Source organism: Sorangium sp. So ce204 (assembly GCF_051526795.1).
Classification (GTDB): domain Bacteria; phylum Myxococcota_A; class Polyangia; order Polyangiales; family Polyangiaceae; genus Sorangium; species Sorangium cellulosum_B.
Genome location: NZ_CP150317.1, coordinates 559,692 through 571,899, shown reverse-complemented (window position 1 = coordinate 571,899; position 12,208 = coordinate 559,692). Strand labels below are relative to the sequence as shown.

Sequence of the window (12,208 nt, the reverse complement as noted above, 5' to 3'; positions counted from 1 at the left end):
CTCGAGCGTCTCATGGGAGGTGCCCCGTCCTCAATGCGGAGGTCGGCGTGACGCGCGCGGGTCCGTGTCAGCCGACCTCGCGATCGCGCCCGGCGATGTGCGTGAAGAGCGAGAGGTCCGGCATCTTCTCTCCCTTGCGCAGGTGCGGAGAGAGCAGCGCCTCGAGCTCCGCGGCGATCCGGCCGGCGTGGGCCTCGCCGGACGCGACGACGGAGTTGGCGCTCTTCTGACGCTCGGTGACCAGCTTCGAGGGCATGAAAGCTCCTTCCCGTGAGGGTCGACGCGCGACGGCGGGCGTCGTCGCGGCGCGGACGAACGCCGCGCAACCGCGCAGGGTACAGGGTCCGGCCGCGCGCCCTCCATGGCCGGGCAGGCTTCCGGCGCTCGAGATCGCCGGATCGGGATGGGGCGCCGCAACCCGGGACGAGACGTCGCCCGGGCCACCCGGCTCAGTTGCACTCGGCGGGCGGCGTGGTCCCGGCAAGGCTCGCTCGGATCTGTGTGAGCGCCTTGGCGCGCGGCGTCTTCCCGCTCTTCACGAGCTTCTCGATCCCGGCGCAGAGATGCGATGCCGTCGCCGCCTTCGACTTGGCTTCCGGCGACTTGCCCGACTTGGTGGCGACCGCGTGGAGCGCCGTGCAGCACGCCTGGATGGAGGCACCTCCCCCCCGCGCCGTCGTCCCCGTCGCCCCCTCGGCCGTCGCCGCCCCAGCATCTGCTGTCGCCGCGGGCTCGGCGGAAGCCGCCGCCGCGGGCTCCTGCCCCGCCGCCGGCTCCTGCGTCGCCACCGTCGTCGGCGTCGCCGCCGGCACCGGATCGGCTGCCACGGGCGCGACCGTCGGCGCAGGCGTGGGGATCGTCTCCGGCTCTGCCTCTTCTTTCCGGCAGGAGCTCGACAGGATGCTGCAGGCAACAACGACGAAGGCGATGGCCGAACGCGACCGGATCATGCCTCGTCTTCTACAGAGCTTCTCCGAGCGCATCCATACGGCGGCCCGAGTACAAGCCCGTACGGCCTCACCCGCCGCGCACCCGCGCCTGCTCCCTCCAACCGCTCCGCGATCGCCCCCACCCTCCCCTTCCCCCCTTCCCCCCCGAGTCGGCGGGGGTGGGGGTGACGAGGGAGGGGCCGGCGGGGGAGGGCCCCACGAATCCGAGCGCCGGCCCGCATCGCAGCGAAGCCCCTCAGATCCGTCTCCCCCCGTTCACGAGGCAATAGCCACCAAAAGGCGCGAGTTCGTGGGAGGGCCCCCCGCCGGCCCCTCCCTCGTCACCCCCACCCCCGCCCGTAGCAGCTCAGCTGCATCCCATGCTGTTGCCGCAGTTGAGGCACTTGTAGCAGGCCCCGTTCCTCACGGTGATGTGCCCGCAGCCGTCGCAGACCGGCGCGTCGCCCATCATGTCCTCGAGCTGCGCGTCGAGCGCGCTCGCCGCCCGACCCCCGCCCTCGACCAGCGCCGCCGCGACCGGCGAGGTTGGCGAGAACGACACCGCGCCGCTCTCCTGCGCCCGCGATTCGACAGGGTCCTCCATGGCCGAGCTGACCGGCTGGACGTGGGCGAGATCGTAGCGGTTCAGGTACTCGACCCCGAGCACGCGGAAGAGGTAGTCCACGATCGACGTCGACATCTTCACGTAGTCGTGCCCCTCGACGATGCCCTGCGGCTCGAAGCGGGTGAAGGTGTACTGCTCGACGAAGGTCTCGAGCGGCACGCCGTACTGGAGCCCGATCGACACCGCCATCGCGAAGCAGTTCATCATCGAGCGGAACGCGGCGCCCTCCTTGTGGAGGTCGATGAAGATCTCGCCGAGCGTCCCGTCGTCGTACTCGCCGGTTCGGACGTAGATCTTGTGCCCGCCGACGCGCGCCTCCTGCGTGAAGCCCTTGCGCTTCCTGGGCAGGCGGAACCGCTCGGGCGCCGCCGCCGAGGGCGAGCGCGGGCGCGCCAGCGCGGTCGCTGCCTGGACGACGGGCGCGGGGGCCTCGGCCTTGTCGGCCTTGCCCTTGCTCTCCTTGCCGTCGCTCGAGCTCGAGGTCGACGAGAGCGGCTGCGACGCCTTGCAGCCGTCGCGGTAGAGCGCGACCGCCTTGAGCCCGAGGCGCCACCCCTCCTCGTAGATCCGCTGCACCTCTTCGACCGTCGCGTCGTTCGGCAGGTTCACGGTCTTCGAGATGGCGCCGGACAGGAACGGCTGCGCCGCCGCCATCATGCGGACGTGCGCCATCGGCGCGAGGTACCGCCGGCCCTTCTTGCCGCAGCGGTTGGCGCAGTCGAACACCGCGTAGTGCTCCTCGCGCAGGTGCGGCGCCCCCTCCACCGTCATGCGGCCGATGATCGTCTCGTTCGCCTCCTCGATCTCCGCGGCCGAGAAGCCGAGGTGCTGGAGCAGCGAGAAGCCGAAGCGCGCCCGCGACTCCTTGGAGACGCCGAGCCTGTCATAGGCCTCCTCGCCGAGGATCCAGGGGCCGAAGGCGAGATCCAGATCGAAGACGCCGGGGATCGCGGCCTCGACCTTCGCGAGGTCGTCGCTCGTGAGCCCCCGCGCCTTGAGCGACGCCCGGTTCACGTGCGGCGCCGCCAGGAGCGTGTTCGTGCCGGAGACGTAGGCGACGATCTCCTGCACCTCGGCCTCGGGGTAGCCGAGCCGCCGGAGCGCCTCGGGCACCGACTGGTTCACGATCTTGAAGTAGCCGCCGCCGGCGAGCTTCTTGAACTTCACGAGCGAGAAGTCGGGCTCGATGCCCGTCGTGTCGCAGTCCATCAGCAGGCCGATGGTGCCGGTCGGGGCGAGCACCGTCGCCTGGGCGTTGCGGTAGCCGTGCTCCTGCCCGATCCGGACCGCATCGTCCCAGTCCGCGCACGCGGCCCGCCAGAGCGACTCCGGGCAGCGGTCGCGGTCGATCGCGTAGGCGGCGTCCCGGTGCATGCCCATCACCCGGAGCATCGGCTCGCGGTTCCTGGCGAAGCCGGCGAACGGCCCCTTCGCGGCGGCCATCTCCGCCGAGACCCGGTAGGCGTGGCCGCAGAGGATCGCGGTGAGCGCGCCGGCGACCGAGCGCCCCTGATCGGAGTCGTACGGGATGCCCTGCAGCATGAGCAGGGTGCCGAGGTTGGCGTAGCCGAGCCCGAGCGGGCGGTAGTCGTGCGAGTTCTTCGCGATGCCCCGGGTCGGGTACGCGGAAAAGTCGACGAGGATCTCCTGCGCGACGAAGAACACCCGCACCGCGTGGCGGTAGCCCTCGATGTCGAACGAGCCGTCCTCGCGGAGGAACTTGGTGAGGTTCAGGCTCGCCAGGTTGCAGGCCGAGTCGTCGAGGAACATGTACTCCGAGCACGGGTTCGAGGCGTTGATGCGCGCCGTGTTCGGGCAGGTGTGCCAGCGGTTGATGGTCGTGTCGTACTGCACGCCCGGATCGGCGCAGCCCCACGCCGCCTCGGCGATCTGGCGCCAGAGATCCTTGGCGCTCAGCGTGTCGACGACCTCGCCGGTCGTCCGCGAGCGCGTCTCCCACGCCGCGCCCGTCGCCGCCGCGCGCATGAACTCGTCGCTCACGCGCACGGAGTTGTTCGAGTTCTGCCCGCTCACCGTGTGGTACGCCTCGCCGTTGAAGTCGGAGGGGTACCCCGCGCCGATGAGCGCCATCGCCTTCTTCTCCTCGCGGACCTTCCACTGGATGAAGTCGACGATCTCCGGGTGGTCCATGTCGAGGCAGACCATCTTCGCGGCGCGCCGCGTCGTACCGCCGCTCTTCGTCGCGCCGGCGGCGCGGTCGAACACCTCGAGGAAGCTCATGAGCCCCGAGCTCGTCCCGCCGCCCGAGAGCTTCTCCTGCTTGCCGCGGATCGCGCTGAAGTTCGTCCCCGTCCCGGATCCGTACTTGAACAGCCGGGCCTCGCTCTTCACGAGGTCGTAGATGCTCATCAGGTCGTCCTGGACCGCCTGGATGAAGCACGCGGAGCACTGCGGCCGCTCGTAGGCGTTCCGGGTCTCGACGATGTCGTCGACCGCGCCCGCCCCGTTCGTTCGAGCCGCCGACGCCTTCCCGTTGGCGCTCCCGTTGCCCGCGTCGGCCGAGGCCTCGTTCCAGGCGAAATTGCCGCCCGACCCCTCGATGCCGTACCGGTGGTAGAGCCCGCAGTTGAACCAGACGGGCGAGTTGAACGCGCCGTACTGGTGGACGAGCAGGTAGGCGAGCTCCGCCTCGAAGGTGTCCGCGTCCTTCGCCGAGGCGAAGTAGCCACCGAAGTGCTCACCCGCCTCGCGGATGGTGCGCGAAAGCCGGTGGACCACCTGGCGCACGCTCGTCTCGCCTAGCTCCTTCTTGCCGTGGATCCCGGCCTTGCGGAAGTACTTGGAGACGACGATGTCGGTCGCTAGTTGCGACCAGCCGGCGGGGATCTCGGCCCCTTCCATCTTGAAGACGACCGAGCCGTCGGGGTTGGTGATGACGCTCGATCGGCGCTCCCAGGTGACCTCATCGAGCGGATCCGCGGCCCGGTGCGTGAACCGCCGGTCGAACCCGAGCCCGCGGGGGCGCGAGGCGCCTTTCTTGGCGCCCTTCTTCGAGGCTGCGCCGTCGACCTGCGCCTTGGCGGCCCCCCCGGTCACCGGACGAGCCCCCCCCTCTTCCTTCGTCCGTGCCGTCATCTTGCCGTTCCCGGCGGGGAGCTTACCGCCGTCACCCACAACTGCCGACTGGGCCATTTCCAAGTCCTCCTGTGAACCACCGCACCTGGCGGTGACCCGGGTCCTACCGAAAGCACAAAGAGTTCCCTGGAGAACGACGAGGCCTCATCGCCTCGATCTCCACAGGTCTCGTCGCTTCTCCCCTACTACCTGCTCAAACGTTCCGTCTTCAGACCAGTGAGCATAGTTTCAGGTGCCATGCCTGAAAGGCGTGCGCCGACATGCGGGAGCGCCTGACCGCTTGCTATCCAAACTCGCGAACGGTCCGTGCGTCAAGGAGAACCGCTACATGTTGGGATCTCCCTCCGAACAGGGCCCACATATAGGGCCTCTCTGTCCGGTACGGGATTCCTAGCGATCCGTGATCAGTTCTGAACAGGTGCTACCCACCGGGCGCACAGATTACGCACAGCTTCTCCCGCGAGAAAATCCGCCTCTTCCCGGGAATGCACCCAACCAACCACCAGCTCTTCCAGAAGCCGTGCGCGTGGGCGTGTGCGCGTGCGGGGCGCGCGCTGGGGCCCGCCCGGCCGTCGCCAGCTAGTCCAGGTCGTCGGCCTCCGCGCAGTACGCGAGCACCCGCTCGCCCTCGCAGTGGATGGCGAGCGCCACCTCCTGGGCGATCCCGCGGAGCCCGACGAGCTCGAGCAGCGCGGGCACCGGCGCCGGCAGCAGCGGTGGAGGTGGGATGTACCGCGACGCGCGCACGATGGCCGGCTCGATGGCGGCCGCCTTGGGCCCGATCATCTGGCGCAGCTCGTGGAGCGCCCGCTCGAACCCGCCGAGCATGTCGACGAGGCCGCGCGCCTGCGCGTCGGCGCCGCTGTAGACGCGCCCCTGCGCGAGCGGCTCGATCTCCTCGACAGGGCGGCGGCGGCCGCGGGCGACGACGCGGAGGAACGCCGCGTAGATCGCGTCGAGCTCGCGCTCCACCACCGCCCGCTCCCCCGCGTCGAGCTTGCGCGACGGCGAGAACAGGTCGGCCCGCGCGCCGCGCTTCACGACGTCGGTCGAGACGCCGAGGCGCTCGAGCAGCGGACCGAGCGCGAAGCGCGCCGAGACGACGCCGATGCTCCCCGTGATCGTCTGCGGCTGCGCGACGATCGCGTGCGCGGCCGCCGCCACGTAGTAGCCGCCGCTCGCCGCCACGTTCGACAGGCACGCGACGACGGGCTTCACCTCCGCGAGGCGGGTGACCTCGTGGTGGATCCTGTCGGACGCGAGCGCGGAGCCGCCCGGCGAGTCGACGTGGAGGATGACCCCCTGGACGCGCGGGTTCTGCCGCGCCGCGCGCAGGCTCGCGACGAGCCGCTCCTCGCTGGCCAGGGAGGCGCCCCGGAAGCGGGCGCGGCTGACGATCGCGCCGTGCACCTCGATGACGCCGAGGACGGGCCGAGGCCACACCGGCGTCATCGAGAGCGCGCGCCGCGCGCCCAGGTAGCGGTCCGCCGACACGAGGCGCTTCTTCGAATGCCGCGCTGCAGCGCGAGCGCCTCCGCCTCCTCCACCCGATGCGCGGTCCGCGTTCTCCGCGCCGATCTCGGCGCGGCGCGGCGCGGCGGTCGCGCAGGGGAGCGACCCCGCCGCGAGCATGTGCTCGAGCTCGTCCTCGTACGCGACCGCGTCGACGATCCCTCGCGCGACGGCCTGCTCCGCGCCGAAGGGGGCCTCGTCGATCCACAGCGCGGCCGTCTCGCGATCGACGCGGCGCCCCTGGGCGAGCGCCGCGGTCAGGTCCCCGAGGCGCCCGTCGAGCAGGGCGCCCACCTGCTCGCGCTGCGCGGCGCTCATCGTGTCCCGCACGAGCACCTCGCCGGCGTTCTTGTACATCCCCTTCGCGAACACCTCGGGCTCGACGCCGACCTGCTCCAGCGCGCGGCGCACGTAGCGGCCCTCCACCGCGAACCCGAGCGGCGACACCATCGTCTCGGGCCCGACGACGATGGCCCGCGCGGCCGAGGCGAGCAGGAGCATCGTCGTGTCGGCGCCCATCGGCAGGTAGGCGACGATGTCCTTGCCCCCCGCCCGGATCTCGAGGAGCGCGTCCCGCAGCGAGGCCGCGACCGCCGGCCCCGCGTGCACCGACCGCATCCGGAGGAGCAGCCCCGCCGGGCGCGGATCCCTCATCAGGTGCTTGCCGAGCTCGCGGACGCGCTCCACCGAGAGCGGAGCCCTCTTCCTCCGGCGCCACGGGAGCGCGAGGCGGACCCGGGGGGGCTGCAGGTCGACCACGCGGCCGTCGATTTCGAGGACGACATACCCGCCCCGGGGTGCAGCAAACGCCCAGCGGAGCGCGCTGACGGGGAGCAGCAGCAGGCGGAGGAGATTGACGAGCAGGGCAGCGATCACCGGAGGCTCCTCGGAATCAGGGGATGGGCGACGGAGAGGCGGCTCGACGTCCGCCGGCGGTCACGAGGGTGGGGGGAGACAGGGTGCAGGAACCGGTCCGCGCGGCACGAGATCCGGTGGTGAGGTCGGCGCCGCCTGGCCCCGGCGCTGGAACTGGAAAGAGAGAGCGTGACGCAAGGGCCCCCCCTGTGGCTACACTGTCGCTCCAAGTTTCGAAGGGGACGGCGAGCCGATGTGGGTTACGTCTTGAAGAAGTCGTCCTCTCTCTTTCAGACCAGCTCAGCAAGCCGCGGGCCGTAGGCCCCCGGCGCCCTGGGTGGCAGAGCCCCTCCACCGAACGTGCATCCCGAGCAGAGCGCCCCCGCCCCGAGCCAGCTCCCCCTGCCACCGCCGTCCACCCTGCGGCTCGTGCCCCTCGGAGGGCTCGGCGAGGTGGGGATGAACTGCCTCGCGCTCCAGCAGGCCGATGGGCTGCTGCTCATCGACTGCGGGGTCACGTTCCCGAGCACGGATCTCGGCGTCGACGTGTACCACCCGCGCTTCGATCACGTGCTCGCGCTCCGCGATCAGGTGCGCGGCATCGTGCTGACGCACGGCCACGAGGATCACATCGGCGGGCTGCCGTTCCTCCTGCGCCACCTCGACGTCCCCGTCTGGGGCCCGCCGCACGCGCTGGAGCTCGTGCGTTACCGGCTCGCGGAGCACGCGCTCGAGGACAAGGTGCGCCTGCTGCCCACGCAGGTCGGGCGCGAGGTCGCGATCGGCGGCTTCGTCGTGGAGCCGCTCCGGGTGACGCACTCGATCGTCGACGCGACGGCGCTCGCGATCCACACGGCCGCGGGGCTCGTCGTCCATACCGGGGACTTCAAGCTGGACCCGACGCCGCTCGACGGCGAGCCGACCGACGAGGCCCGCTTCCGCGCGCTCGGCGACGCCGGCGTCCGGCTGCTCCTGTCCGACAGCACCAACGTGGACTCGCCCGGCGAGGCGGGGAGCGAGCGCGCCGTCGCCCACGCGCTGGCGGAGCTCGTCGAGACCGCGCCGGCGCGCGTCGTTGTCGGCGTCTTCGCCTCGAACGTCCAGCGCCTCCTCGCCGTCGGTCAGGCCGCGATCCGCGCGCGCCGCAAGATCTGCCTGCTCGGCCGCAGCGTGCAGACGCACGTGCGGGCCGCGCAGGCCGTGGGGAGGCTCCCGTGGCCGAGCGACCTGCTCGTCCCGCCCGAGGTCGCCTCCTCGATGCCGCGCGAGCGGCTCCTCGTCATCGCGAGCGGCACGCAGGCCGAGCGGGCCTCCACGCTGACGCGGTTCGCCTCGGGGACGCACCCGCTCCTGCGCCTCGAAGAGGGGGATCGGGTCGTGCTCTCGAGCCGCGTCATCCCGGGCAACGACCGCCCGGTCGTCGACATGATGGCCGGGCTGCTCCGCCTCGGCGTCGAGCTCGTGACGTGGTCGACGGATCGGCGCGTCCACGCGAGCGGGCACGCGCACCGTACGGAGCAGGCGCGCATGATCGACCTCACCCAGCCGCGCAGCTTCCTCCCCGTGCACGGCGCGCTGCACCACCTGACGCGGCACGCGGAGCTCGCGCGGGAGCGCGGCGTGGCCGAGGTGCTCGTCGCCGAGAACGGCCACGTCGTCGAGATCGGCAAGACGCAGCCGCTCGGCCGGAGCGGCCGGGCCGTCACCGGCCGGGTGGCGACGGCGGGCGGCGAGGAGCTCGGGGAGGAGGTCCTCCGGGAGCGAGCGAACCTCGGTCGCTCCGGGGTGGCCTTCGTGTCGCTCGTCGTCGATGTGCACGGCGCCCTCGCGGCGCCGCCGCAGGTCCTCGCCCGCGGGGTCACCGGGGAGCTCGAGGGCGGCGCGCTGAGGGCCGCGGCGCGCGCTGTCGCGCAGGCGGTGAACGACTGCGAGCCGCGCGCGCGGCGCCGCGACAACGACATCATCGAGATCGCCCGGCTCGCGGCGCGCCGGACGCTCGAGGCGAAGCTCGGGAGGCGCCCGCTCGTGACGGTGGCGCTCACGCGCCTGTGACGCCGCGCGAGGGGAGCCCCCCGCCCTCGGGCGGCGGTGGCGCCGGCGGCGGCGGCGGCGGCGGCGCGAGGCTCTCCGCGCGAGATTTCCTGGGTCCGGTGCTGCTCTCCCACATCGAGCGCGTCCGCGCCGAGGCGCGGCGCGTCGCGGCCGCGAGCGAGCAGGGCGAGAGCGCGGGGCCGGACGCGGAGGCGGTGCACGACTTCCGGGTCTCGCTTCGCCGGCTCCGGACGCTGCTCAGGCCGGCGCGGCGCATCTACGGCAGGAGGCGGCTCCGCCCCGTGGCCGAAGGGCTCCGTGAGTTCGCGCGGGCGACCGGCGCGCTGCGCGACGAGGAGGTGCTGCGCGAGACGCTCACCGCGCTCGAGCTGGGCGAGGCGGCCCGGGCGGCCGTCGCGGGATGGGTCGCGCAGCGCGCGCGCCGCGAGCGCGAGGCGAGGGCCCACATCGTCGAGCTGCTCCGGCAGGATCGCCCGGGCGACGCGGGCGCGACCCAGGCCGACGCGCCGGCCGCAGGCGACATGGGCGCGACGCAGGCCGACGCGCCGGCCGCGGGCGAGCGGCTCCGGCTGGAGCCTCACCTCGCGCGCCTCGAGCGGCGCATCTCGCGCCGGAAAGCGAGGAAGCGCGGCGCCGAGGCGCTCGCGAGGCGAGCGATCGGTGATGCCCTGGACGACGTGCGCGCGCTCGCCGCGAGCGACCCGGGCGACGGCGCGGCCATGCACGCGCTCCGGATCCGCTTCAAACGGCTGCGCTACTCCGCGGAGACGTTCTCGCCGCTCTTCGGAGAGCGCGCCGAGCGCGCCGCGAAATCCGCGTCACGGATGCAGCGCCGCCTCGGCCAGCTGCACGACGCCGACGAGGCGCTCGCGCAGATGAGGAGGGCGGAGGAGCTTGCGCCCGACGCGCGCGCCGCCGTCATCGAGGCGCTCGTCGCAGAGCGTGCGCGGCTCGCTCACAAGGCGGCCGAGGAGCTCGCGCGGGAGCTCGAGACGCTCACATCGCTCTGGTCGGGCGATCCCCGCGCGCTCCCGGGCGGATGACGCAGCGCACGGGGCGCGGCGCAGCAAGGAGCGCCGCAGCAGGCGCGCCTCGGACGGGGCGAAGGGTCGCCGGGATTGCCGGCCGCGGAGCTCGCCGTGCGGGCGGGCGCTTCGTGGTACCGTCGGTCGGGCTCCTTCGAACCGAGGCGAAGCCCGCCGATCCCGGAGGTCGTGTTGCGCCGCTCTGCGTTCCAAAGCGTCACCGCGCTCGTCGCTCTCCTCGCGGCGAGCGCCTGCACCCAGGACTTCGACCAGTTTGATCCCGATCTCTTCCCGGGGCCGTCCGGGAGCGGCTCCGGCGGGGCTAGCAGCTCCGGCGGGGCCAGCAGCTCCGGCGGAGCTGGAGGAAACCAGACGGCGGCCGGGAGCACCACGAGCAGCAGCAGCGGCGGCGCCGCCGGCGGCGGCGAGCGGTGCACCAACGGCGAGGATGACGACGGCGATGGCGCCGTCGACTGCGCCGACGACGACTGCGGAGGGTTCACCTGCGTCGCCGTGCCCGAGGACTGGCAAGGGCCCGGCCTCCTGTACCAGGGCCCCGAGGCAGCGGACGTCGCCTGCCCCGAGGGCTTCTCCGAGCGGGTGGACGTGGGCGGCCGCGATCCCCTCGGCACGCCCGCGACCTGCAGCCCGTGCGCGTGCGGCGCGCCGGCCGTGGCGTGCGAGGCGCCCGCGGTCACGGTGTACACGCGTGGCGCGTGTGGCGGGGGGGGCGCGACGCTGCCGGTGCAGACCGAGGACTGCATCAACATCGGCGGCGACGTCCAGATCGGCAGCTACAGCGGCGAAGCGCCCGACGTGAATTCGGCGACGTGCCCTCCGTCGGGCGGCGAGGCGACGCTGCCGCCGCCGCGCTTCGGTATCGAGGGGCTCGTGTGCGCCCCCGGGTCGGACGCCGGCGGATGTGAGGCCGGCGAGGCCTGCGCCCCGCGAGCGATCGATGCGCCGTTCGAGCAGGGCGCCTGCGTCTGGCGCGACGGCGAGCGGAGCTGCCCCGAGGGGTTCGGCGAACGACACGTGTTCGCGGGCTCGATGGTCGACAACCGCGGCTGCACGCGGTGCACGTGCGACACGGGCGGCGTGCGCTGCGCGGCGACGCTGACGCTCTTCGAGCAGAGCCGCTGCCGGGGGCCCGGTGAGACCGTGCCGTTCAACGGGGCCTGCGTCGACGACCCGCCCCCCGCCGCCTCGGTGTCGATCGAGGTGACCGGAAGCGGCAGCTGCCAGCCGCGCGGCGGCGACCCCACAGGCGAGGTCGAGGAAGGCGGCGAGAGGATCACCGTCTGCTGCGCCCGCTGAACGAGCGGAGCACCGCGCTGGCCGCGCGGCGCTGAACGGCGCCGCGTGGCGCTGAACGGCGCCGCGTGGCGCTGAACGGCGCCGCGCGGCGCGCAGCGCGCCTACTGCCGGAAGATCTCGACGCGCTCGAGGACGACGTCCTGGTTGGGCCGATCGCGCGTGGTCGCCACGTTGGCGATGCGGTTCACGATGTCCTGCCCGCTCACGACCTTGCCGAACACCGTGTGGCGGTTGTCGAGGTGCGGCGTCGGCCCGTCGGTGATGAACCACTGCGCGCCGTTCGTGTTCTTGCCGGCGTTGGCCATGGAGAGCACGCCGGCGCCCTCGTGCCTCAGCGCGGGGTTGAACTCGTCGGCGAACTTGTACCCGGGGCCGCCCGTGCCCCAGAGCTGCGCCTTGTCCGGGTAGCGCGAGAGCGGGTCGCCGCACTGGATCATGAACCCCGAGATCACGCGGTGAAAGCGGACGCCGTCGTAACAGGGGGTCCCTTGCATCCCCTGGCCGGTCTTCGGATCGGTCCAGTTGATGGTGCCCGTGGCGAGGCCGACGAAGTTCTTGACCGTGTTGGGGGCGCCCTCCTCCTCGAGCCGGACCGTGATGTCACCGAGCGAGGTCTTGAGCCGGGCGTGGAGCTTGCCGGTGCCGGGCACGTTGATCGGGGGGAATTCCATCAGGCCTTCTCCTTTTCTTGGCCGCCGAGGCGGCGCCGTCAGTTCTTGGCCGCCGAGGCGGCGGCGTCAGCCGAGGGAGGTGAGCCGCGGGCCCCCCTTCCTGCGTTCTGCTGCGGCGGTCTTATC

At 72.7% G+C, this 12,208-nt stretch carries 8 protein-coding genes; 3 read left to right on the top strand and 5 right to left on the bottom strand.

Translation table 11 applies throughout. The features are described from left to right. Positions 1-67: 67 nt before the first annotated feature. The 4 genes from WMF22_RS02085 to sppA form a co-directional block, all read right to left on the bottom strand. The gene (locus WMF22_RS02085) at positions 68-256 is read right to left on the bottom strand and encodes a hypothetical protein (protein WP_438034668.1); all 189 of its coding nucleotides are present in this window, start codon (positions 254-256) and stop codon (positions 68-70) included. Between the two features lie 193 nt (positions 257-449). Next, the gene (locus tag WMF22_RS02080) at positions 450-950 is read right to left on the bottom strand and encodes a hypothetical protein (protein ID WP_438034667.1); all 501 of its coding nucleotides are present in this window, start codon (positions 948-950) and stop codon (positions 450-452) included. 346 nt (positions 951-1,296) lie between these two features. Then, a complete protein-coding gene (locus tag WMF22_RS02075; protein ID WP_438034666.1) occupies positions 1,297-4,707 on the bottom strand; it encodes a vitamin B12-dependent ribonucleotide reductase in 3,411 nt (1,136 codons plus the stop codon). A gap of 522 nt (positions 4,708-5,229) precedes the next feature. Continuing rightward, the gene (sppA, locus tag WMF22_RS02070) at positions 5,230-7,038 is read right to left on the bottom strand and encodes a signal peptide peptidase SppA (protein ID WP_437297465.1); all 1,809 of its coding nucleotides are present in this window, start codon (positions 7,036-7,038) and stop codon (positions 5,230-5,232) included. A gap of 339 nt (positions 7,039-7,377) precedes the next feature. Between sppA and WMF22_RS02065 the strand changes: the two genes are divergently transcribed. The 3 genes from WMF22_RS02065 (at position 7,378) to WMF22_RS02055 (ending at position 11,411) form a co-directional block, all read left to right on the top strand. Continuing rightward, positions 7,378-9,069: a ribonuclease J gene (locus WMF22_RS02065; RefSeq protein ID WP_437297464.1), complete on the top strand. Its 1,692-nt coding sequence runs from the start codon at positions 7,378-7,380 to the stop codon at positions 9,067-9,069. Continuing rightward, the gene (locus WMF22_RS02060; protein WP_438034665.1) at positions 9,066-10,112 is read left to right on the top strand and encodes a CHAD domain-containing protein; all 1,047 of its coding nucleotides are present in this window, start codon (positions 9,066-9,068) and stop codon (positions 10,110-10,112) included. Before WMF22_RS02065 ends, WMF22_RS02060 begins: the two co-directional genes overlap by 4 nt. Before the next feature lie 171 nt (positions 10,113-10,283). Next, positions 10,284-11,411 carry a hypothetical protein gene (locus WMF22_RS02055; protein WP_438034664.1) on the top strand — a complete coding sequence of 376 codons (1,128 nt, stop codon included), beginning with the start codon at positions 10,284-10,286 and terminating at the stop codon, positions 11,409-11,411. 101 nt (positions 11,412-11,512) lie between these two features. Here the strand turns inward: WMF22_RS02055 and WMF22_RS02050 are convergent, their stop codons facing one another. Beyond that, the gene (locus WMF22_RS02050) at positions 11,513-12,082 is read right to left on the bottom strand and encodes a peptidylprolyl isomerase (protein WP_437297461.1); all 570 of its coding nucleotides are present in this window, start codon (positions 12,080-12,082) and stop codon (positions 11,513-11,515) included. Positions 12,083-12,208: the final 126 nt, after the last annotated feature.

What these genes read in the sequence shown, in the direction of transcription:
- WMF22_RS02085 (WP_438034668.1), bottom strand. Translation starts at nt 256, where the DNA reads ATGCCCTCGAAGCTGGTCACCGAGCGTCAGAAGAGCGCCAACTCCGTC.
- WMF22_RS02080 (WP_438034667.1), bottom strand. Translation starts at nt 950, where the DNA reads ATGATCCGGTCGCGTTCGGCCATCGCCTTCGTCGTTGTTGCCTGCAGC.
- WMF22_RS02075 (WP_438034666.1), bottom strand. Translation starts at nt 4,707, where the DNA reads ATGGCCCAGTCGGCAGTTGTGGGTGACGGCGGTAAGCTCCCCGCCGGG.
- WMF22_RS02050 (WP_437297461.1), bottom strand. Translation starts at nt 12,082, where the DNA reads ATGGAATTCCCCCCGATCAACGTGCCCGGCACCGGCAAGCTCCACGCC.